Source organism: Bradyrhizobium sp. sGM-13, from assembly GCF_018398875.1.
GTDB lineage: Bacteria > Pseudomonadota > Alphaproteobacteria > Rhizobiales > Xanthobacteraceae > Bradyrhizobium.
This window is the reverse complement of the sequence record NZ_JAGWDK010000030.1, coordinates 46,267-66,797: the sequence shown is the minus strand read 5'-3', so window position 1 is coordinate 66,797 and position 20,531 is coordinate 46,267. Positions and strand designations below refer to the sequence as shown.

The window sequence follows — 20,531 nt, the reverse complement described above, 5'->3', positions numbered from 1 at the left end:
GAATCTCGAGATTCCCCGGTGCGCAATTGCGCACCTGAGGTCTGGTCCTTCGGACCATCCCGGAATGACGGAGTACTCCGATGAGATTGCCCCGCTTCGTCCTCCCGCTCCTTCTCGCACTCATCGGCCTGATCCTGTTCGGCCAAGGGGCGTACATCCACGCCAAGGCGCTGCTCGCACAGGTCCTGCTCGAGCGCGCCTTCGAGGAAACCATCGCGACCGGGCGCGAGACAAAGCCGTGGTCGTGGGCCGACACCCGGCCGGTTGCTCGTATCGCGGTAAAGCGGCTCGGTGCCCGCGCCATCGTGCTCGCAGGCAGCAGCGGTCAAGCGCTCGCCTTCGGCCCGGGTCACGTCGAACAGACGCCCGACGCAGGCAAACGCGGCGTCGCCGTCTATTCGGCGCATCGCGATACGCATTTTGCCTTCCTGAAGAACGTCATAGTCGGTGACGAAATCGACGTCACAAGACGTGACGGCCGGACGTTCCGCTATCGGGTGGATACGACCTCGGTCGTGCGCTTCGACGACTCCGGCATTGATCCGCTCGCGGACGGGCATAAACTAGTGTTGTCCACCTGCTGGCCGTTCGACGCGCTGAATCAGGGGCCGGAGCGCTACCTTGTGCACGCCACGATGATCGGACCCGTATCAGATACGCACTGAATTCTGTGAGCCGGGAAATCTTGCGCGGCGCGAATGGCGCTCATCGCGCAACGCGTGTTGCCACCCTCGCCAAGGCTCAATAAAGAGGTCCCAATCAAAAGAAAATTACGGCGGGACGATCGTGCTCGATCGCCGCGGCCAAGAAACAACCAAGAACAACAGAGTTAGGGATATCCATGGACGCTCAGGCAAGCACCGCATTGCACACGGTCGAAAAATGGTCGCCATCGCCTGACGCCAGCGACATCGTCAAGAGCATCCATGCGATGCTGCACCCACGCAATATCGTGCTGGTCGGCGCTACCGACAAGCCCGGCAACTATGCCGAGCGCATCTGGAACAATCTGATCAAGTACGGTTACGAAGGCGGACTGTTTCCGGTCAACGCCAAGCGCGAGACGATCTGGGGCGTGCCCTGCTACAAGGATTTTGCCAGCCTCCCCGAACAGCCTGATCACGTGCTGGTACTGGTGCCGGCGCGCTTCGCTGTCCAGGTGATCCGCGATGCCGCGGCGGCGGGCGCGCGCTCCGCCACCATCGTCACCTCGGGCTTCAGCGAGTTGCAGGACGAGGAGAGCCAGCGGCTGGCGGTTGAACTGAAGCAAGCTGTGGAGGAGACCGGCCTTGCGGTCACCGGACCAAACTGCCTCGGCAATCTGAGCGCGGGCGAAAAACTGTTCACCAACATCGACGACCGTATCGTCACAATGGAGGCCGGACCGGTCGCGATTGTCGGCCAATCCGGCGCGATCGTGATGGCGATCCGGCAGACGCTGGAGGATCGCGGCGTCGGCGTCGGCTATATGGTGACGACCGGCAACGAGACCGGGCTCGAGACGCCGGACCTGATGACCTATTTTGCCGCCGATCCCTCGATCCGCGTCATCGTCGTCTATCTCGAAGGTGTCCGGAACACAAAAGTGTTCCGTGAAGCCTGCAAGGCCGCGCGGGATGCCGGCAAGCCGGTCATCGCGCTCAAACTAGGCGCCTCCGAAGGCGGCCGCGCTGCGGCAATGGCGCATACCGGCGCGCTCGCGGGCTCGATCGAAACCTTTGACGCGATCTCGACCCGCGAAGGCGTGATCCGCGTCCGCGGACTGGACGAACTGATCGAGACCACCGAATGTTTCGTCCATGCCGATCCGCCGAAGGGCAACCGGCTCGCCGCGGTATCCCTCTCCGGCGGCAAGCGCGGCCTATTGATCGACGCGTTCTATTCGGCCGGCATGAATTTCGCCCCGCTCAGCCCGAATGCGACGGCGCAATTGGCGCAAATGCTCGGACCCGGCAGCATTGTCGGCAATCCGCTTGATGCCGGTTTTGCCGCCGTGGTCGACCCCTCCGTCTACATCAAGTCGATCAAGATCATGATCGACGATCCCGACACCGACATCGTCATCATCGACGCCGAATTGCCGAAGGCGCCGCACGAATTGCGCGAGCGCAACCTGCGCCTCGTCAACGAGATGGCGGGAACCGCTAACAAGCCCGTGGTCTATATCAGCGCGATGTCGATCGGGTTCACCGAATTCACCAAGGCCCTGCGCAAGTCGCTGCCGAACATTGCTGTGATGCAGGGCCTCGATCGCGCCGTCGGGGCAATCAAGTCGCTGATCGAATATGCGTCCTTGCGCAAGGAAGTGCCTGACATCGTCTCGAGCTCGAAAGCTTCCGCGCGCGCAATGCTGGAGAGGACGCTCAAGGCCGCCAACGGCGCCGCCGCACTCGACGAGGTCGCGTCGAAGAAACTGCTGAAAGCCTACGGCATCCCGGTTTCGAAGGAAGAGATTGCGCAGACCGCGGCGGAAGCCGTCAAGATCGCCAAGAAGATCGGCTTCCCCGTGGTCGCAAAGGTAGTCAGTGCCGACATCCTGCACAAGTCGGACATCGGCGGCGTGGTGCTGAACCTCAACAGCGCGGCGGAAGTGAAGAAGGCGTTCAACGACATCACCGCGCGGGTAAAGAAGATCAAGAGCAAGCCGAAGCTCGAGGGCATTCTGATCGCGCAGCAGGTCAAGGCCGATCTCGAACTCGTGGTCGGCGCCTCGCTCGACGCCGAGATGGGTCCCGTGGTGCTGTTCGGCACCGGCGGCGTTGATATCGAGCTGATGAAGGATGTCGCGTTGGCCGGCGCACCCTTGGATGAGGCCGAAGCAAAACAGTTGATCGCCAAGACCAAGGCCGGCATCAAGATGAAAGGCTATCGCGGCAAGCCGGCGCTGCACGAGCCTTCCGCCGTGAAGGCGCTGGTCGGCCTGTCGAACCTGATGGCGGATGCCGGCAACCGCATCGCCTCGATCGACGTCAATCCGTTTTTGATCAACAGCAAGGTCGGCGTCGCTGTCGACGGCCTGATCGTGCTGAACAATGCCGCCGCGAACAAGGCGGCGGGGCATTAGGCGGCGGGCTCATTGCCGTCCCTGCGAACGCAGGGACGACAGAATAGAGCCGAGAACCTCTCAACATGTCGCCCCTGCGAACGCAGGGGCCCATACGCCGCGGCCAGCGGAATGGGCACTCGGGGCGACGGCTGCGTTTCAACAATGTGGGCTGGTGGTTATGGTCCCTGCGTTCGCAGGGACGACGGATGTGGCTACAACCCCATTCCCCACTTCTGCGCGGACTGCAAAATCCAGTCCCGATACAGCGTCAGCGGCGTGACGCCGGTCATGCCGCCGCAGCCGGCGCTGCCGTTCGGACCGGTCGACCAGCTCACCACGCCGATAATGACGGGACCGCCTGGCTTGTCCTCGAACACCGGCGCGCCGGAATCTCCCGTGCAGGCGCCGAGCCCGTCACGCGTGCCCTGTCCCGCCGGATCGACCAGCCTGATCTGCAACGTTCCCGGCCTGCCGGCCGCGACCAGGCTGGCGAGGCGGATGGTGCCGCCGCTCTTGCCGTCGCCGCGGACGGTTACGCCGATGCCCGCGATCGTAAAACGGCTGCCGATGTTGATTGGGATATTCGGCAGTCCGAGCGCGGCCGCCGTCTTCCCCTTGGGCGACGCCGCCAATTGCAGCAACGCGACATCCGCCGTCGCACGATGTCCTGATATCGCCTGCATATTGAAGCCTGGATGAATGGCGATGCTCTTCACGTCCTGCAGCGAAGGCTGCCTGTCCGCACCATACTCGACGATCTTGTATTCCGCGCCGGGCTGCACGCAGTGCGCCGCCGTCAACACCAGCCTTGGCCCAATCAAGGCCCCGGTGCAGAAATTGCCGCGCGATCCGACGATGGTGATGATAGAGCGGGCCACACCTTCGGTGGATGGCGCACCACCGCCGACGATGGCATGGGCGGGAACGGAAAGCAGCAGCACCAGGCCGGCAGTCATTCGAGGCAGTATCTTCATCGGCGCAGCAATAGCTTGTGCGGCGCGCATCGCCAAGCGCGGCGATCGGGCTGGTTCGGGCAGTCGATCCGTGTTAGCGGCTCCCCGGAGCGATACTTCAGGCAGGACATGATGATCGAGGCAGTGATCTGGGATTTCGGCGGGGTGCTCACCACCTCGCCATTCGAGGCATTCACGCGGTTCGAGACCGAGCGCGGGCTGCCGGCCGATATCATCCGGCGCACTAACGCCGCCAATCATTTGGAAAATGCCTGGGCAAAATTCGAGCGCGCCGAGGTCGATATCGAAGCCTTCGACGAATTGTTTGCGGCCGAATCGCTGGCGCTGGGCGCGGCGGTTCGCGGCAAGGACGTGCTGCCGCTACTGTCCGGCGATCTGCGGCCCGAAATGGTCGAGGCACTGAAGCGCGTGAAAGCAAAGTTCAAGACCGGCTGCATCACCAACAATCTGCCCGCCAACGCCATCGGCAGCCACAGCGGGCGCACGCTCTATGTCGCCGAAGTGATGACGCTGTTCGATCACGTCATCGAGTCCGCGAAAATCGGCCTTCGAAAGCCCGACCCGCGCATCTACCGGATGATGGTTGAGACGCTGAAGGTCGATCCGAAGGACTGCGTCTATCTCGACGACCTCGGCGTCAATCTGAAGCCGGCGCGCGAGATGGGGATGACCACGATCAAGGTGGTCAGTGCGGCGCAAGCGATTAATGAACTGGAAGCAGCGACCGGGCTAGCATTGCGCTAGGCGGAAAATAGCGGAACTGCGCGCTCGTTATGACCAAACGGCGCTTGTCCTTTGCCGTGAACGCAGGCAGAACATTCCGAAATCATCGAATTCGGAGTTGAAACCCGGTGGCTGATATCAGGCCTTCGGCCTCGATCGAGGCAGTGGAAAGCGGTCTTGCGGCGCAAGGCTATATTGCGAGCCGCCAGATCGCGACCGCGGTCTATCTGGCGCAGCAGATCGAGAAGCCCATTCTGGTCGAAGGTCCGGCCGGCGTCGGCAAGACCGAGCTGGCCAAAGCGATCGCCGCCTGGCGCGGCATGAAGATGATCCGCCTGCAATGCTATGAGGGGCTCGACGAGGCGAAGGCGCTCTACGAGTGGAAATACGCCAAGCAGCTTCTGTACACGCAAATCCTGAAGGACAAGCTCGGTGAGGTGCTCGGCGGCGCGCCGACGCTGGAAGCGGCGCTGAACCAGCTTCACGATTTCGGCGACGTATTCTTCTCCAAGGAGTTCGTCGAGCCGCGGCCGTTGTTGCAGGCGCTGGAGCAGCCCGCGGGCTGCGTATTGCTGATCGACGAAATCGATAAATCCGACGCCGAATTCGAATCGCTGCTCTTGGAAATCCTCAGCGATTTCCAGGTCACGATTCCGGAACTCGGGACGGTAGTCGCGGTCGCGCCGCCGACCGTGATCCTGACCTCGAACAGCGAGCGCGACCTCGGCGACGCGCTGAAGCGGCGCTGTCTGCATCTGCATATCGGCTTCCCCGAGCAGAAGCTGGAAGAGCGGATTGTCGAAAGCCGGGTGCCCGGCATTTCACAGACGCTGCGCAAGCAGATGGTGAGCTTCATCCACGAGGTGCGCACGCTGGACCTGAAGAAGCTGCCGTCGGTCAGCGAGACCATCGACTGGGCGCGCGTGCTGGTGCTGCTGCAGGCGCCCGAGCTTGGCCACGAGATGGTCAAGGACACGCTCAACGTTCTCCTGAAATACGAGGCGGATATCGAGGCGACCATGCCGCAGGTCTCTACCTTTATCGCCAAGGCCTCGCGTCAAAACGTCTTCGGGTGACGGTGAATGCGCGAGAACCTGCATCGCTTCTTTCGTGCGGCGCGGGGCGCAGGCGTCAGGCTCTCGCCGGCGGAAAGCATTGACGCAATGCGGGCCGTCTCCAAGGTCGGCTTTACCGACCGCACCATCCTGCGTGACACTTTTCTGCTGACGCTCGCCAAGACGCAGGATGAGAAGAAGGCGCTCGGCGATTGCTTCGATCTGTTCTTCGATCAACCCGAGCCGCAGTCGCCGCCCGAAGACGGCAAGCCGAACGAGCGGGATGCGGACGCATCCAACTCGGCATCCGATTCACCGGGCGAGACAAGCGGCGACGACGAGCAGACCGAGGGTCTCGGCCAACTCGCGCAAATGCTGCTGGCGCAGGATCGCAACCAGCTTTCGGCTGCGATTGCCAACGCGGCGAGCGCGGCCTCGCTGTCCGACATCCGATATTTCACCCAGCGCGGCATCTTCTCCGGCCGCATCCTCGACCAGATGGGCATCCAGCGCCTGCGCGACGATCTTGATAATCTCGCCGCCACCAACCCGGCGCTGGCAGAGCGGCTGACCAACGCGCTGGACGGCCTGCGCGGCACGGTGCGCGACACCGTCTCGCAGGCGCTGATGCTGTACGGCCGCGAGGAAGCGGAAAACCTGCGCAACGAAATCCTGCGCAACGCGCCGCTATCGCGGATCGAGCCGCGGCAGGTCGAGAAGATGCGACATCTGATCCGCCAGATCGCGCGCCGCTTGCGCGAGCGCTATTCCAAGCCGCGCAAGCGCCAGCGCCGCGGCCATCTCGACGTCCGCCGCACCATCCGCCGCAACGCCGCCTGGGGCGGCGTGCCCTTCCTCACCGCGTGGAAGCGGCGGCATCGCGACAAGCCGAAGATCGTGGCGCTATGCGACGTCTCGGGCTCAGTGGCGCGGGTTTCGGATTTCTTCCTGCTGCTGATCCATAGCCTGCACGAGGTGGTGGACGACGTCCGCTCGTTCGCATTTTCAGGACACCTCATCGAAGTCAGCGACATCCTGGAATCCAAATCGCCGGAAGAGGCGATGGCCGAGATCATGTCCAAGGTCGGTTTCGGCTCCTCCGACTACGGCAGTTCCCTGGCCGACTTTGAAGACAAGTGGATGAGCGCGATCACGCCGCAAACCACCGTGATCGTGCTCGGCGATGCCCGCAGCAACAACCTCGATCCGCGGGCGGATATCCTTCGTCGAATTGCCGAGCGGTCGAAACGGCTGGTCTGGCTCAATCCCGAGGGACGCATGGCCTGGGGTTGGGGCGATTCCAAAATGCCGCGCTATTCGACCTTCTGCACGGTCGTCCGCCAATGCGCTACCGCCAAGCAGCTTGAACGCGCGGTATCCGACATCGTGGCAAGCTATCAGTAGCCGCCTTCACGCATCGATCGCTTCCTTGATACGCTTGCGCGTCAGCGGCAAGTTCCGCAGTCGCTTTCCCGTGGCGTTGGCGATGGCATTGGCAATCGAGGCCGCCGCCGGGCCCTGCCCGGTTTCGCCGCTGCCGAGGAACGGCTGCCCCCGCCGGTCGATGATGTGAACCTCGATGCTTTCGGGCACTGAATTGAAACGCAGGATCGGATAGGTCTGCCAGTCGATGCTGGTGATCCTGGTGTCGTCAAACGTTACGCTTTCATACAGCGTCCAACTCATCGACTGCACGATTGCGCCTTCGATCTGGTTGATCAGCCCGTCCGGATTAACCACCTGGCCGCTATCGACCGCCGCCGCCGCACGGATCAGGCGCGGGCGACCGGTTTCGCGGTTCACCTCCACTTCGGAAGCGACGGCGCAATAGGCGGCCAGATTCTTGTAACGCGCAAAGGCAAAGCCGTAACCGCGATCTGGCGGCGGCTTCTGATCAGATTTCCATCCGAAGGCATGCGCGGCCTTTTCGATCACGTCGCGGCCGCGCTGATCGTCGAGATGTTTCAATCTGAACTCGACCGGATCGGCGCCGGCGAGAATGGCAAGCTCATCGATAAAGCTCTCGATCGAGAACACATTGTGGTAGGCACCGAGCGCGCGCATCGCTGAAATCCGCAAAGGCATCGCGGAAATGAAGTGATGCACCACACGCGCGTTGGGGAAATTGTAGAACGGGATTGCGTTGCGGTCGCCGCCGCCTTCCGGCAGCGGCAAGGGCCTCGGAGCCGGCACGGCAAACGGTTGCGCCATGTGCTGCGCCGCCAGCATCGACCCGGCGCCGCCCGGCCGCATCGAATGCGTATTGCTCCAGACATCGAAATTCCAGTCGGCAATCCTGCCATTGCCGTCGAGTGAGGCCTTGAGCTTCGTCACCATCGCCGGGCCGAACGGCTCCCAGGCATGTTCCTGTTCGCGCGTCCAGTGCACGCGAACGGGCCGGCCGGGTAACGCACGGGCGATCACCGCGGCGTCGGCCGCGGCATCGTCGGCGCCGTTATGGCCATAGCAGCCCGAGCCTTCGACATGGATCAGGCGAACTCTGGCTGGCGGCATACGCAGCATTTCGGCGATCCCCTGGCGATCGGGAAAGACGCCTTGCGTATGCGTCCACACCGTCATCGCGCCGTCGATCAATTGTGCGACCGCGCAGGACGGACCGATCGATCCATGCGCCTGATAGGGTCTCGTATAGGTCGCCTCGATGGTCTTCTGGCCAGTGACCGCGGGATTGCTGCGCTCGAAGATCGTCGTGTCCTGCGAAGGCAGGCTGGTCAACACGTTAAGCAGATCATCCTGTTTCGGCAGGCTTGCGGTTTCCTTCCATTTGGCGGCAGCGGCAAGCGCGTTCATCGCCTTGATCGACTGGAATTCCTTTTCGGCGACCACGGCCAGGAAATTGCCGTCACGCACGACCTTGACGACGCCCGGCAGCTTCTCGACGGCGGCGGTATCGCATTCGGTCAGTTGCGCGCCGTAGCTCGGCGGCCGCACGACGCGGGCATGCAGCATCCCGGGCAGCCGCATGTCTTGAACATAGGCCTCTCCGCCGGTCACTTTTGCGGGGATGTCGACGCGCGGCACAGGCCGGCCGATCACCTTGAACGTCGCGGGGTCCTTCAGTTTGGATGTCGGCTGCGCCTGAACATGTAACATCTCGCCTGCGACGAGCTCACCATACGGCAGGCGCTTGCCATCCGGCGCGATCACCGCGCCATTTTCGGTCCGCAGGTTCGCCTCAGGCTGATCAAGCCGCCGCGCCGCTTCCGCGATCAGCAACGCGCGGACCTGTGCCGCCGCGTTCTGGATCGCGGTGCCGCTGTCCTTCATGGAGTTGCTGCCGGCCGTATAGCCTTCGTTCGCGGTCAGGCGCGTGTCCGCCGTCGTCACCTTGAGAGACTCAAAGGCGATATCGAGCTCGTCGGCCGCGATCTGCTGAAACGCCGTCTTGAAGCCCTGCCCGAGTTCGGCCTTGCCGGTGAACACCTCGACGCCATTGGCATCGATGCGGATCCACGCGTCGAGATAGGGCGATGTTTTCAAGCTGCCGGGCGGGCTCGGTGCGGAAGCCGCGGGCGCGTCTTGTTGCTGGGCCAAGGCACTGCCGAGTGAGAAGCTGACGATCAGCGCGCCGCCGCCTGCCAGCATGCGACGGCGATCGAGAATAAGGGGGGCGTTCATCGGGCGCTCCCGTTTGCTGCTGGTAACGCATCCGCCGTGTCCATCAGCCGCGCCGCGCGATGCACCGCACGCAGAATCCGCATATGAGTGCCGCAGCGGCACAGATGCGGTTCGAGCTCGGCGCGAATTTGCTCGTCGGTCGGTTTCGAATTCTTCTGCAGCAAGGCCTGCGCCCGCATCATCATTCCCGGAATGCAATAGCCGCATTGCGCCGCCTGCTCTTCCATGAACGCCCGCTGGATCGGCGCGGGCTCGGCGATCGTGCCGAGACCCTCCAGCGTCGTTACCTGCTTGCCTTCGAGCAGCACCATCGGCACGACGCAGGACAGCACCGCCTTGCCGTCCACGATTACCGTGCACGAGCCGCATTGTCCCAACCCGCAGCCGTACTTGGCGGCATTGAGCTTGAGGTCGTCACGCAGCACATGGAGCAGCGGGGTATCCGCCTCCGCGTCGACCTGATGCTCACGGCCGTTGACCTTCAATGTCGTCATGGCTTTTCTCGCTGCTGAGGGTCGGCAGGCGCGTTGCGCGGCGCGGGCGAGGTCTGGAGAAATACAGCCTGGGTGCGGCGCGCGTCCGCGATGGTCTTCTTGAGGTCGGCCCATGCCGGCTGGTCGCTGAACCGTGCCCGCAAATAGTTGAGCAAGGCCGAAGCCTGATCATCGTTCATGCTGGCGGCAAAGCCCGGCATGATAGGGCTGCGCTCGCCTTCCACCGCGTCAATGCCTGAAAGGACGACGTTGGCGAGATTGCGCGGATCGGGGCTTGAGATCGAGGTGCTGAGGCCGAGATCGACCCCGCCATAAGGAAGCGGCCTGCCGCCCTCGTGGCATGATGCGCAAGCGGCAGTGTAGATCGACGCGCCAACGGGATTTGTCTGCGAGGCCATCTTGGCGCGCGCCAAGGCATCATCGCTTGGTCCCGTGCGGCCAGACGTCGGCGTACCGGAAACGCTGGCCGTATAGACGGCGATGGCGCGGACATCGCTTGCCGGCACCGAGGACAGGTTGCTGACCACCTTCGCCATCGGCCCGCGCGCGGTACCGTGATCAGGATGCCAGCCTTCGCGCAAATAGGTGAACAATGCATCGGCGGTCCAGGGCACGGGTGAGCGGGACTGGTCGTTGATCGCATAGGCGTGCCAGTCGTCGACATCGCCGCCGGCAAATCGTGCGCTGACGCGCTCCGCGCCCAGCGCATTTCGCGGCGTGTGGCAGGCGCCGCAATGGGCGAGCCCTTCGACCAGATAGGCACCGCGGTTCCACTCGGCGCTCTGCTTGGGATCGGGCCGATAGGCGTCGGGGCGAAGGAAAAGTAATTTCCATCCGGCGATGGCGAGCCGCTGGTCGAACGGGAAAGAAAGCTGGTTTTCGCGTGCCGCTGCGCGAACCGGCTGCCGCGTCATCAAGAAGGCATAGAGCGCCCGGTCGTCCTCATCGCTGACGTTGGTGAAGTGGTCGTATGGGAATGTCGGATAAAGGTGCTGGCCTTCACGGTTGACGCCGGACCGCATCGCGCGGCGGAATGCCGCTTCCGACCATCGGCCGATTCCCGTCTCCGGATCCGGCGTGATGTTGGTGGAAAAGATTGTGCCGAACGGGGTCGGCACCGGCAGGCCGCCGGCAAAATTCTTAGCCCCACGCGGCGTATGGCAATCGCTGCAATTGCCGATCGCCGCCAGATCGCGGCCTCGCTTGACCAGGGCGGTATCGAAGGATTGCGGGTCGGGAGGATCGATTGCCGCGATTGCCGGGCGCCACGCAATGGCAAAGGCTGCGACCGCGGCAGCGATCAGCACGGCGGCAACGATGCCCGCAATGATCCGCGTCGATGCCCGCATGCTCTCGCCTCGGGTTTTTGTTGCTTGGGTTGCCTTCTAACACAAATCTCCCTGCGTCGTTCGTCCCCGGACGCGCCGATCACCGGCAGTTGACCCTTTGCCGAAACACGCCGCGGGAACATCAAAATCAGGCATAGACTTGCCACGATGTTTTTGGCCTATTGATCGCTCAATTGCGCGGTGCTTGCCCCAAAGGCTGGCGCCATACGCCTTCAACCGGACGACCTCACTCCCATGCCTGCCCCTGCAGCCCGGCGCTCTGAATCCGGCAATGCGCCCGACGCGCTGTCCGTCCTGAATTCCGTGTTCGGCCTGCCCGCCTTTCGCGGCGCGCAGGAAGAAATCGTCCGGCACGTGACCGAGGGCGGCAATTGCCTGGTGCTGATGCCGACCGGCGGCGGCAAGTCGCTGTGCTATCAATTGCCGTCGCTGCTGCGCGAGGGCTGCGGCATCGTGGTGTCGCCGCTGATCGCGCTGATGCGCGACCAGGTCGCGGGACTTCTGGAGGCCGGCGTCAACGCGGCCGTGCTGAACTCGACGCTGTCATTCGACGAGGCGTCGGAGGTCGAGCGACGGCTATTGGCAGGCGACCTCGACCTGCTCTATGTCGCGCCGGAACGGCTCTTGACGCCGCGCTGTCTTTCCCTGCTCGGTCAAGCCAATATCGCGCTGTTTGCGATTGACGAGGCGCATTGCGTGTCGCAATGGGGACACGATTTCCGTCCCGAATATATCGGCCTGTCCGCGATCGCCGAGCGCTTTCCCGACGTGCCGCGCATTGCGCTGACGGCGACCGCCGACGAGATGACACGCAAGGAGATCGTGACCCGGCTGGGGCTATCAGGCGCACCGAGCTTCATCTCGAGTTTCGATCGCCCGAATATCCGCTACGAGATCGTCGAGAAGCAGAACGCCCCAGCCCAGCTCAAGGCCTTCATCAGCGAGCGGCACGCGGGTGACGCCGGCATCGTGTACTGCCTGTCGCGTGCCAAGGTCGAGGATACCGCAGAAGCGTTGAGCAAGGCCGGCATTCCGGCCCTGCCCTATCACGCCGGTCTCGACGCCAGCGTTCGTGCCCGCAACCAGGACCGTTTCATCAACGAGGATGGCGTTGTGATCGTTGCCACCATCGCGTTCGGCATGGGGATCGACAAGCCCGACGTGCGCTTCGTGGCGCATCTCGATCTGCCGAAAAGCATCGAGGCCTATTATCAGGAAACCGGCCGCGCCGGGCGCGACGGCAAGCCGTCCAGCGCCTGGATGGCCTATGGCCTGACCGACATCGTGCAGCAGCGCCGCATGATCGATGAATCCACCGGCGCCGATGCGTTCAAGCGCGTCTCGATCGGCAAGCTCGACGCGTTGGTTGCGCTGGCGGAAACCGCGGGCTGCCGGCGCAGCCGCCTGCTCGGCTATTTCGGCGAGGAAGCGACCTCCAGCAATTGCGGCAATTGCGACAACTGCCTGTCGCCGCCGCAGCTTCGCGACGGCAAAGTTGCCGCGCAAAAACTGTTGTCCTGCGCCTACCGCACCGGGCAACGTTTTGGCGCCATGCATCTGATCGACGTGCTGGTCGGCCGGCTAACCGAGCGCGTAACTCAATTCGGACACGACAAGCTGTCCGTGTTCGGCATCGGCCGTGAGCTCAACGAGAAGCAATGGCGCGCCGTGATCCGCCAACTGGTCGCCATGGGCCATCTGCGAGCCGACAGCGAGGCCTTCAACGCGCTGAAGCTGACCGAGAGCGCGCGCGGCGTCCTGAAGGGCGAGACCGAAATCATGCTGCGCGAGGCGGCGCCGGGCACGCGCATTCGCGTCAGCCGCGCCAAATCAAGGCGTGGCGATCTCGCGCCACGCGCCGAGGCGAGGCCGGCCGACGCCCCGCTTCAGGCCGCGCTTCGCGCATGGCGCTCGGAGATCGCACGCCAGCGAGGCGTGCCGGCCTATGTCGTGCTGCATGATTCCACGCTCGACGGCATCGCCGCCGCGCGGCCGGCGACGCTGAACGCGCTTCGCGACATTCCCGGCATCGGCGACAAGAAGCTCGAACATTACGGCGACGAACTGCTCGCGGTGGTGCGGGCAGCCGACGCGTAAGTCTCGACCTCATCCGTTACGGAAGGTGTAAGCATATCCGTTGATCGCGGGCGCGCCGCCAAGATGGGCGTAGAGCACCTTCGACCCCTTCGGGAAATAGCCCTTTTTCACGAGGTCGATCATGCCCTGCATGGATTTTCCCTCGTAGACGGGATCGGTGATCATGCCTTCGAGGCGCGCGCAAAGCCGGATGGCCTCCTTGGTCTCTTCCGACGGAACGCCGTAAGCCGGATAGGCGTAATCCTCGACGAGGACGACGTCGTCCTCGACGAGCTCCTTACCCAGCTCGACGAGATTTGCGGTATTGCGCGCGATGTCGAGCACCTGGGCCTTGGTCTGGGCCGGGGTGAAGGATGCGTCGATGCCGATCACCTTGCGCGCGCGGCCGTCCTTGGCAAATCCCACTAGCATGCCGGCATGGGTCGAGCCGGTGACCGTGCAGACCACGATGTAATCGAAGGAAAAGCCTAGCTCTTTCTCCTGCGCGCGGACTTCTTCCGCAAAACCGACATAGCCGAGCCCGCCATATTTGTGCACGGAGGCGCCGGCGGGAATTGCATAGGGCTTGCCGCCTTTGGCCTTCACATCCGCAATCGCCTCTTCCCAACTCTGGCGGATGCCGATGTCGAAACCTTCATCCACCAGCCGCACGTCCGCGCCCATCACGCGGCTGAGCAGGATGTTGCCGACCCGGTCGTAGACCGCGTCCTCATGCGGCACCCAGCTTTCCTGCACCAGGCGGCACTTCATGCCGATCTTGGCCGCTACCGCCGCAACCATGCGGGTGTGGTTGGACTGCACGCCGCCGATCGAGACCAGCGTATCGGCATTGGAGGCGATCGCGTCGGGCACGATGTATTCGAGCTTGCGCAGCTTGTTGCCGCCGAAGGCGAGACCCGAATTGCAATCCTCGCGCTTGGCGTAGAGTTCGACCTTGCGGCCGAGATGCTGCGACAGCCGCTCCAGCTTTTCGATGTGGGTAGGCCCGAAAGTGAGCGGATAGCGTTCGAATTTCTCCAACATGGTCATCCCCGCTGATGGTCTGATGTCGGGGGAATGCCTATCACCACACTCCAGACAGGTGTTTTCAAAATTGACACAGAGCTAGCGCTATTCTTGCACTATTCGGGGGACTTGGTGCATTATCGACCATTGGATGGCATAACAGCGGAACATTCTTTCATGCCCGGCAGGCTCGATCGTATCGACCTTAAGATATTGCGTTTGCTGCAAAATAGCGGCCGGCTGACCAATGCCGAGCTGGCCGAAACGGCCGGTGTCAGTGCCGCAACCTGTCACCGCCGCACCCAGCGCCTGTTCGACGAGGGATTCATAGCAGGGGTCAGGGCGATGGTGGCGCCGCGCAAGGTCGGCAAGGGTGCGCTCGTCATGGTCGGCGTCGTGCTCGACCGCTCCACGCCGGAAAGCTTTGCCGCCTTCGAGCGGGCGATCGCGCAACTCAAATTCGTGCTCGATTGCCATCTGGTGGCAGGCGATTTCGACTATTTCCTCAAGATCCGCGTCGGCGACATGGAGGATTTCAACCGCATCCACGGCGAGCAGTTGATCGCACTGCCGGGCGTCCGCCAGACCCTGACCTTCTTCGTCATGAAGGAAGTCGTCGACAACGCGCCGCTCGACTTCTGATGGACTGAGGTATCACAAAACCGGCGCTGTCCTCTTCCGATGTCCGGGCTCCGCCGGTCTGGCCAACACGGCGCTCGATGTCGTATCAACCGAACATGACCACGCGCCTTGGCCGTCGGGCTTTCGCCCTTGCCATCCTTCTCACGACAGCGCCGGCGCTCGCCTCGGACGAGCCCGATACCATCATCTTCGCGCTGATGTCCGGCAAGTGCAGCACGCTGAAGGTTGCCGGACGGGACTTTGCCTGCCGGGCCGTGGCGTTCTTCCAGACCGAGGAAGGCCGTGCTAATTTTACCGTAGCGCTCGACGATCCCAGCGACGGCAGTCACACCATCACGTTCTCCGGTGACAACGGGCGAAGGCCGGAGGCCAATCTGTACGAACTGCCGATTGACCGGATGCTGCTGAAATCCAAGGACAGGCCGAAGGCCGACGGGCTGCCGATACCATCGGTTGAATTGACGGCCGGCCTCTGCAAGCAGGTCGGAAACTTCGTGACGCTCGAAGTCTCCAGCATTTCCTGCACCGCGAGAGACAAGAACGGCAAGGCATACGAGTTGCAGTATCAGTCCGACGGCGCGCCGATGGCAGTGCGCCGTATCAAGCGGACGCGCATTGGCCGTCCCGCGGTGTCACCGTTCGACGATGTAAAATGAAAGGCCGGCGGCGGAAAACCGCCGGCGGCCGGTGTCGATCCACACATGGCTCGCGACTGGGCCGGCTTTACCGTGACCTGCTTCGCTCGCGCCCGCTCCGCGTCGGCAGAATGGCGGCTGCGATATCAAACGCGATCGCCCATCTCGGCTTTTCTTCCTCCGCGCCGGGCACGTTGATCTGAACGCCGCCGCCGTCGCTGACGGTATAGGAGGCGGCCAGCACGGCGGCTTCGAGGGCGGCACCCCGCGAATCGTAGACACCGCCAATCTTGACGTTGTCGGCAAACACCGACCAGCCCAGCGGCGCCTTCACGACTTCGAACACTGATCGCTCCATGAGGTCTCCTATACGCGTCACCTGTATCGCTTCCGCCCCTCGCCGACGCGACGAATCCTGGCGAAGGAAGCGTGGCGCCGGGACGCTGGCTTGTCGTCGATAGCCTTCGCCCGCCCCTCGGAGGCCCGCAAGCCCGTCAACGAATTCGCCGCCGGAGCCAGCGCGATTTCCTTCCGCACGGCATCGACAATTCGATCGAACTCAACTTCGCTCATCGCACGCTCCATTGCGCCGGGCCGGCATTCAGCCGCCAGGACGATAAGAGGGGACCGCGCTGACTACAGATCGCCATGCAAGTTTGTTGTTAGAAGGCTCGCCTGCGGTCGCTTCGATGGCAAAAAGAGGTCGAAATCGGGAAGCGACCGCCTCCCGCCATGCGAAACCGGTGGGCCCGATGCCCCCGCCCGGCCCCCCTTGGCCCAACTTGCCCCATGCGTGCTAGATTCGGCCACGAATCAGGAGGGTTTGCATGCCGGTAGATAGTGACAGCGCCATTGCGTGGCACCGCGCCCAGCTCAAGAAGCTTCGCGAGACATTGAGGGGCATCGAGACCGCCAGGTTTATGGTGGGCGAGTCCGCACAGTCGAGCAGGACCGGCAAGACCCAGAAGACCATTGCCGAGCTCGAGCAGAAAATCCGGCAGTCGCAGCACATCATCGCCGCCTATGAGCGGCAGACCCGGCGGCCGCTTGCGACCGACCAGCGAAGCCTCGCCAGTGTGAGCTGGAGCGCCTGGAACGCCCAGACCGCGGCCGCAATTCGCAGTAGGCGTTGAAGGGACTGGCGGCCCCGTTTCTAGTTCTTTGCCGTCTCTTTCTCCTTTGCCTTCGCCTTGCAGGAAACTAAGAACGTAAATCCCCGCGCATTGCGGGCGATTTCGGCCGTCTTCAACTCGGCCTTGGCGTCCGAGATCTGATACGGCACCACGCTGTTGTCGAGAAAATCCCGCAAGGCTCCCGTCTTGATGGCGAAATTGATGTTCTCGGGAATGTTGCCCGTGGCCCTCGCGAACTTGATGGCATTCAGTTTCGCCGCGACCACGCCGACCACGTCACCGCTTGCAGCCAATAGCGGCCCGCCGCTATTGCCGGGTTGAACGGCCGCACTGATCTGCAGAAAGCGCGTGTCGTTCAGGATCCCGCTGAGCGAGCTCACGATCCCGGTCGTCACCGTGAAATCCGACGTCAGCAATCCGTGAAATGGATAGCCGATCGCCACCACGCTGTCGCCGGACTGGATCGCCTTGTCACGGATTTTGGCGACGTCCTTGAACGAGCCCGTCACCTGCAGCAGCGCCAGATCGTTGGTCTCGTCGCTCGACACCAGGCGCAATTTGGCGGGCGCCTCGCCGGACAGATTGCCCGAAATGTCGCCGACGCATCCGTGCACGACATGCGCATTGGTCACGAGATGTCCGTTCGTGCTCACCAGGAAGCCGGTGCCGGTCTGATCGAACAGCCTGTCGGGCTTGGCCGGCCCGGAATCCGGCGCCGCTGCGGCGACCGGCTTGGCGGCAGGCAGGACCGAGAAATCGCCGGCACTGGCCAATCCCGATTGCCTGATCTTGGCGACGCAATTCGCCAATACCGGCAATAGCTGGCCGGTCTGGTCGAGGTTGAACTGGAAGAGCTGCCCCTGCGTATAGGCCGTCATGGCCTTGGCCCGCCGGAACTGGCTGATCAGCGCGGAGTTGTTCGGCATCGGCACGCGAACCAGCTTGTCCGCAATCGGGACGCCATGAACGTTGAACGGTTGCTGACCATCGAATGTCAGGGTCAGCGGAAAGGCTTCCCCGGTCCTCAGTCTCCATTGCTCGTGCATGAAGCCGAGGCTCCATCCGCCATTGCCGTCGATCATCACGACAAAATAGACGCCGCTGGCGTATTGGGCGCCTGCTGCACAATGCGAGAACGACCCGGTCTGATCGTGGGTGTAGGCTCCGCCCTTCCAGTTGCCGACGCTGATCGAGCCGTAGGGCCCACGCGCCTCTGCATTCGAGTTGGCAAAAATCGACCACAACAAAGCTGCAACCGCAGCAGCACGGCAGGCCATAAGCGCATTCCCCCACATTCCCAAGGCGAGCATATTTTGCTTTGCAACCAGTGTCCATTTGGACCGGCGCAGGGACCAAAATTTCCTGTCAGGGGAGCGGATCGCCCCGCCTCTCCCGTGCCGCTGATGGTGCTTCTGCTTCGTCCGGGGGTTTCGACCGCCCCGGTGCCGGCGCGATAGCGGCAGGTGCGGGGCTTTTTGGTATCCTTCGGCGCGGCCGTACGGGAAACGAGCGGTGCCGGCGCCCGTGGGAACGACCATACGCCCCAGGGACTACGACCATTTTCCCCCGGCCGGCCGCTCATTTTGATGGATCGCGGCTGGCATATTACATACGGTGCGGGCTCGTTGCCCTGGCCGTTTCCGGAATAAAGCCGGAATCAGGGACGTAAAAGACAATCGCGCCGCCGAGGGCGGATGCCAATTTGCAATACCCGGAGGAGAATACCGTGAAGTCAAGAGTTGTCCGGTACGCCCTGTTTTCAGTTCTGGCGGCAGTATCCGCCGTGACCGGTCAGGCCCAAGCCCAGTCATGGCCGGAGAAGCCGATCACCTTCATCGTGCCGTTCGCGGCCGGCGGCGGCACCGACGCCTTTGCTCGCCCGCTCGCAGCCCAGCTCGACAGCCAGTTGGGAAAACGCGTGCTGATTGAAAACCGCGCCGGCGCGGGCGGTACGGTTGGCGCATCGCTGGCGTCGAAGGCCGCGCCCGACGGCTACACCTTCTTCATGGGCGCAGCGCATCACGCCATTGCACCGTCGCTCTATCCCAATCTCGACTACAATTTCGAGAAGGATTTCATCGCAGTGGCGCTGGTTGCGCGGCCGCCGCAGGTCGTGGTGGTCAATCCGGACAAGGTTGCCGCCAAGACGCTCGCCGAGTTCATCGCCTACGCCAAAGCCAATCCGGGCAAATTGAACTATGGCTCGGCCGGCGCCGGCACCACGCACCATCTCGCGGGCGAACTGTTCAAGATTCTGACCAAGACCAACCTTCAACACGTCCCGTATCGCGGGGCCGGCCCTGCGATGCAGGATCTCATCGCCGGGCACGTGCCTGTTGTCTTCGACGGACTCGGCTCGTCGGCCGCGCCCATCAGGGCCGGACAGTTGCGGGCGCTGGCCGTCGCGGCGCCAAAACGCGTGCCCGCGTTCCCGGATCTTCCGACCGCCGCCGAAGCAGGCCTTCCCGGCTATGAAGTATCGACCTGGTACGGCCTGTTCGCACCGAAGAACACGCCGCCGGCGATTGTCGAACAGATGGCCAAGGAGCTGCAGAAGGCCATGCAGACGTCGGCCATCAAGGAAGCCTGGGAGCGCAATGGCTCCGACGTTCCTGATGTCGCCGGTCCTGCCTTCGCGAAAATGGTGTCGTCGGAAGTCGAGCGCTGGCGCAAGGTCGCGACCGAAGCGAACGTGAAGCTGGATTAGCCCGGCAGCCTGGGCGCGGCATCGTTTCATGACGAGTTCGCCGCGCCGGGCTTTGCTGGCTAGTTGCCGCCGCGCACGCCATAACGCATGAAGTCGTCATCGATTCCGGCCCGCAGCGTCTTCGCTGCGGAAATATCGGCGGCGCCGCCAGCCTTGTCGCCGCTCTTAAGCCTGGCAAGCCCGCGCCCATAAAACGCACTCGCCAGCTTGGAATCGAGGCGTAGCGCGGCACTGAAATCATTGATCGCCGCGCCGGCTTCCCCCATCTTCAAGTGAATCAGTCCGCGCGAGTCATATGTGGCGGCGTCGTTCGGCCATGACTGAAGCACCTTGTTGCAGTCCTCAAGCGCCGCCTGCAACGAGCCGAGGATGGCCCGGGTCCAGCAGCGTCCGCTCCACGCGGCTTCCAGATTGGGCTCAAGACGAATTGCCTCGTCGTAATCTCGCGCAGCGCGATCGTACTCGTGCTTTTTCAGGAGAACCCCGGCCCGGTTGACGAAAGCCCTGGCGTAATTCGGGTTACGCTTGATCGCTTCGTCCAGAGATTTGAGGGCGAGGTCGTATTCGCCTTTCCTCAAGTAAGCCGCGCCGCGGTTATTGAATGCCTTGGCGTAAGTTGGATCGAGCTTGATCGATTTATCGAAATCCAGGAGGGCGCGGTCGACGTCTCCGTTTATCGTATGGGCGTTGCCACGGTTGTTATAGGCAATAGCAAGAGCGGTTTTTGTACCTTGCCCGGAATCGATGAACGCCGTGCAACCACCGATCCGGGCTGCAAGCGAAGTGTGTTCCGAGCCGTTGCACAGCGCGATGCTCTCGAGATAGTCGTTCTTCTTGGGACTCTGCGCGGCAGCGAGTGAGCCGAGCAGCAGCAAGGCAAAAGCGGGCGCGAAGCCGTGGACGATGCGCTTGCTTGCACTAAATTCCATATCAGGCCTTCCGATGTCGGAACTAGCGAATGGGCCCCATTGACGTGAAGGCGGCACGCCCGGACTGGTTGACTGATGAATTTCTCGCACCGGAAGCGGCTTG

At 63.0% G+C, this 20,531-nt stretch carries 19 protein-coding genes; 10 read left to right on the top strand and 9 right to left on the bottom strand.

What is annotated here, in order from left to right; genetic code table 11:
• Nucleotides 1–86: 86 nt before the first annotated feature.
• Both KJQ96_RS31230 and KJQ96_RS31225 read left to right on the top strand, forming a co-directional pair.
• Entirely contained in the window at nt 87–665 is a 579-nt protein-coding gene (locus tag KJQ96_RS31230; RefSeq protein WP_213290201.1) for a class GN sortase, read from the top strand.
• A gap of 176 nt (nt 666–841) precedes the next feature.
• Entirely contained in the window at nt 842–3,064 is a 2,223-nt protein-coding gene (locus KJQ96_RS31225) for an acetate--CoA ligase family protein (RefSeq protein ID WP_213290197.1), read from the top strand.
• Nucleotides 3,065–3,258: 194 nt separating this feature from the next.
• On the opposite strand, the gene KJQ96_RS31220 is transcribed toward KJQ96_RS31225, so the two are convergent.
• Nucleotides 3,259–4,020, bottom strand: a complete 762-nt coding sequence (locus tag KJQ96_RS31220) for a trypsin-like serine protease (protein WP_213290196.1) — start codon at nt 4,018–4,020, stop codon at nt 3,259–3,261.
• A gap of 108 nt (nt 4,021–4,128) precedes the next feature.
• On the opposite strand from KJQ96_RS31220, the gene KJQ96_RS31215 reads away from it, so the two are divergent.
• The 3 genes from KJQ96_RS31215 (at nt 4,129) to KJQ96_RS31205 (ending at nt 7,202) form a co-directional block, all read left to right on the top strand.
• Nucleotides 4,129–4,764, top strand: coding sequence for an HAD-IA family hydrolase (locus KJQ96_RS31215; RefSeq protein ID WP_213290195.1), 636 nt, complete (start codon nt 4,129–4,131; stop codon nt 4,762–4,764).
• A 107-nt stretch (nt 4,765–4,871) separates the two neighbouring features.
• Entirely contained in the window at nt 4,872–5,819 is a 948-nt protein-coding gene (locus KJQ96_RS31210) for a MoxR family ATPase (RefSeq protein ID WP_213290194.1), read from the top strand.
• A 6-nt stretch (nt 5,820–5,825) separates the two neighbouring features.
• The gene (locus KJQ96_RS31205) at nt 5,826–7,202 is read left to right on the top strand and encodes a VWA domain-containing protein (RefSeq protein WP_213290193.1); all 1,377 of its coding nucleotides are present in this window, start codon (nt 5,826–5,828) and stop codon (nt 7,200–7,202) included.
• A 6-nt stretch (nt 7,203–7,208) separates the two neighbouring features.
• On the opposite strand, the gene KJQ96_RS31200 is transcribed toward KJQ96_RS31205, so the two are convergent.
• The 3 genes from KJQ96_RS31200 to KJQ96_RS31190 are packed head-to-tail and all read right to left on the bottom strand — an operon-like array spanning nt 7,209 to nt 11,280.
• Nucleotides 7,209–9,437, bottom strand: coding sequence for a molybdopterin cofactor-binding domain-containing protein (locus KJQ96_RS31200; RefSeq protein WP_213290192.1), 2,229 nt, complete (start codon nt 9,435–9,437; stop codon nt 7,209–7,211).
• Entirely contained in the window at nt 9,434–9,931 is a 498-nt protein-coding gene (locus KJQ96_RS31195; protein WP_213290191.1) for a (2Fe-2S)-binding protein, read from the bottom strand. The genes KJQ96_RS31200 and KJQ96_RS31195 overlap by 4 nt, the downstream gene beginning before the upstream one ends.
• On the bottom strand, nt 9,928–11,280 hold the full coding sequence (locus KJQ96_RS31190) for a cytochrome c (protein ID WP_213290190.1): 1,353 nt from the start codon (nt 11,278–11,280) through the stop codon (nt 9,928–9,930). The genes KJQ96_RS31195 and KJQ96_RS31190 overlap by 4 nt, the downstream gene beginning before the upstream one ends.
• A gap of 234 nt (nt 11,281–11,514) precedes the next feature.
• On the opposite strand from KJQ96_RS31190, the gene recQ reads away from it, so the two are divergent.
• Nucleotides 11,515–13,377 carry a DNA helicase RecQ gene (gene recQ, locus KJQ96_RS31185; RefSeq protein ID WP_213290189.1) on the top strand — a complete coding sequence of 621 codons (1,863 nt, stop codon included), beginning with the start codon at nt 11,515–11,517 and terminating at the stop codon, nt 13,375–13,377.
• A gap of 9 nt (nt 13,378–13,386) precedes the next feature.
• Here the strand turns inward: recQ and KJQ96_RS31180 are convergent, their stop codons facing one another.
• Nucleotides 13,387–14,400 carry a 1-aminocyclopropane-1-carboxylate deaminase gene (locus KJQ96_RS31180; protein ID WP_213290188.1) on the bottom strand — a complete coding sequence of 338 codons (1,014 nt, stop codon included), beginning with the start codon at nt 14,398–14,400 and terminating at the stop codon, nt 13,387–13,389.
• A gap of 159 nt (nt 14,401–14,559) precedes the next feature.
• Here KJQ96_RS31180 and KJQ96_RS31175 point away from each other — a divergent pair, with 159 nt between their 5' ends.
• Nucleotides 14,560–15,024, top strand: a complete 465-nt coding sequence (locus tag KJQ96_RS31175; protein WP_213290187.1) for an Lrp/AsnC family transcriptional regulator — start codon at nt 14,560–14,562, stop codon at nt 15,022–15,024.
• 95 nt (nt 15,025–15,119) lie between these two features.
• Nucleotides 15,120–15,680, top strand: a complete 561-nt coding sequence (locus tag KJQ96_RS31170) for a hypothetical protein (protein WP_249734744.1) — start codon at nt 15,120–15,122, stop codon at nt 15,678–15,680.
• A gap of 67 nt (nt 15,681–15,747) precedes the next feature.
• Here KJQ96_RS31170 and KJQ96_RS31165 read toward each other — a convergent pair whose 3' ends face one another.
• Together KJQ96_RS31165 and KJQ96_RS31160 are read right to left on the bottom strand one after the other, a co-directional pair.
• Nucleotides 15,748–16,017, bottom strand: coding sequence for a hypothetical protein (locus tag KJQ96_RS31165; RefSeq protein WP_156433437.1), 270 nt, complete (start codon nt 16,015–16,017; stop codon nt 15,748–15,750).
• Between the two features lie 17 nt (nt 16,018–16,034).
• A complete protein-coding gene (locus tag KJQ96_RS31160) occupies nt 16,035–16,232 on the bottom strand; it encodes a hypothetical protein (RefSeq protein ID WP_213290185.1) in 198 nt (65 codons plus the stop codon).
• A 254-nt stretch (nt 16,233–16,486) separates the two neighbouring features.
• On the opposite strand from KJQ96_RS31160, the gene KJQ96_RS31155 reads away from it, so the two are divergent.
• Nucleotides 16,487–16,792 carry a hypothetical protein gene (locus KJQ96_RS31155; protein ID WP_213290184.1) on the top strand — a complete coding sequence of 102 codons (306 nt, stop codon included), beginning with the start codon at nt 16,487–16,489 and terminating at the stop codon, nt 16,790–16,792.
• 20 nt (nt 16,793–16,812) lie between these two features.
• Here the strand turns inward: KJQ96_RS31155 and KJQ96_RS31150 are convergent, their stop codons facing one another.
• The gene (locus tag KJQ96_RS31150; protein WP_213290183.1) at nt 16,813–18,069 is read right to left on the bottom strand and encodes a S1C family serine protease; all 1,257 of its coding nucleotides are present in this window, start codon (nt 18,067–18,069) and stop codon (nt 16,813–16,815) included.
• Between the two features lie 449 nt (nt 18,070–18,518).
• Here KJQ96_RS31150 and KJQ96_RS31145 point away from each other — a divergent pair, with 449 nt between their 5' ends.
• Nucleotides 18,519–19,499 carry a tripartite tricarboxylate transporter substrate binding protein gene (locus KJQ96_RS31145; RefSeq protein WP_213290182.1) on the top strand — a complete coding sequence of 327 codons (981 nt, stop codon included), beginning with the start codon at nt 18,519–18,521 and terminating at the stop codon, nt 19,497–19,499.
• A gap of 59 nt (nt 19,500–19,558) precedes the next feature.
• Here the strand turns inward: KJQ96_RS31145 and KJQ96_RS31140 are convergent, their stop codons facing one another.
• Complete coding sequence (locus KJQ96_RS31140) at nt 19,559–20,518, bottom strand: tetratricopeptide repeat protein (protein ID WP_309142493.1); 960 nt, start codon at nt 20,516–20,518, stop codon at nt 19,559–19,561.
• Nucleotides 20,519–20,531: the final 13 nt, after the last annotated feature.

Excerpts from the sequence above, each read along its gene's own strand:
- KJQ96_RS31225 (WP_213290197.1), top strand. The coding sequence starts at position 842 with ATGGACGCTCAGGCAAGCACCGCATTGCACACGGTCGAAAAATGGTCG.
- KJQ96_RS31220 (WP_213290196.1), bottom strand. The coding sequence starts at position 4,020 with ATGAAGATACTGCCTCGAATGACTGCCGGCCTGGTGCTGCTGCTTTCC.
- KJQ96_RS31215 (WP_213290195.1), top strand. The coding sequence starts at position 4,129 with ATGATGATCGAGGCAGTGATCTGGGATTTCGGCGGGGTGCTCACCACC.
- KJQ96_RS31205 (WP_213290193.1), top strand. The coding sequence starts at position 5,826 with ATGCGCGAGAACCTGCATCGCTTCTTTCGTGCGGCGCGGGGCGCAGGC.
- KJQ96_RS31200 (WP_213290192.1), bottom strand. The coding sequence starts at position 9,437 with ATGAACGCCCCCCTTATTCTCGATCGCCGTCGCATGCTGGCAGGCGGC.
- KJQ96_RS31195 (WP_213290191.1), bottom strand. The coding sequence starts at position 9,931 with ATGACGACATTGAAGGTCAACGGCCGTGAGCATCAGGTCGACGCGGAG.
- KJQ96_RS31190 (WP_213290190.1), bottom strand. The coding sequence starts at position 11,280 with ATGCGGGCATCGACGCGGATCATTGCGGGCATCGTTGCCGCCGTGCTG.
- recQ (WP_213290189.1), top strand. The coding sequence starts at position 11,515 with ATGCCTGCCCCTGCAGCCCGGCGCTCTGAATCCGGCAATGCGCCCGAC.
- KJQ96_RS31180 (WP_213290188.1), bottom strand. The coding sequence starts at position 14,400 with ATGTTGGAGAAATTCGAACGCTATCCGCTCACTTTCGGGCCTACCCAC.
- KJQ96_RS31175 (WP_213290187.1), top strand. The coding sequence starts at position 14,560 with ATGCCCGGCAGGCTCGATCGTATCGACCTTAAGATATTGCGTTTGCTG.
- KJQ96_RS31170 (WP_249734744.1), top strand. The coding sequence starts at position 15,120 with ATGACCACGCGCCTTGGCCGTCGGGCTTTCGCCCTTGCCATCCTTCTC.
- KJQ96_RS31165 (WP_156433437.1), bottom strand. The coding sequence starts at position 16,017 with ATGGAGCGATCAGTGTTCGAAGTCGTGAAGGCGCCGCTGGGCTGGTCG.
- KJQ96_RS31160 (WP_213290185.1), bottom strand. The coding sequence starts at position 16,232 with ATGAGCGAAGTTGAGTTCGATCGAATTGTCGATGCCGTGCGGAAGGAA.
- KJQ96_RS31155 (WP_213290184.1), top strand. The coding sequence starts at position 16,487 with ATGCCGGTAGATAGTGACAGCGCCATTGCGTGGCACCGCGCCCAGCTC.
- KJQ96_RS31150 (WP_213290183.1), bottom strand. The coding sequence starts at position 18,069 with ATGGCCTGCCGTGCTGCTGCGGTTGCAGCTTTGTTGTGGTCGATTTTT.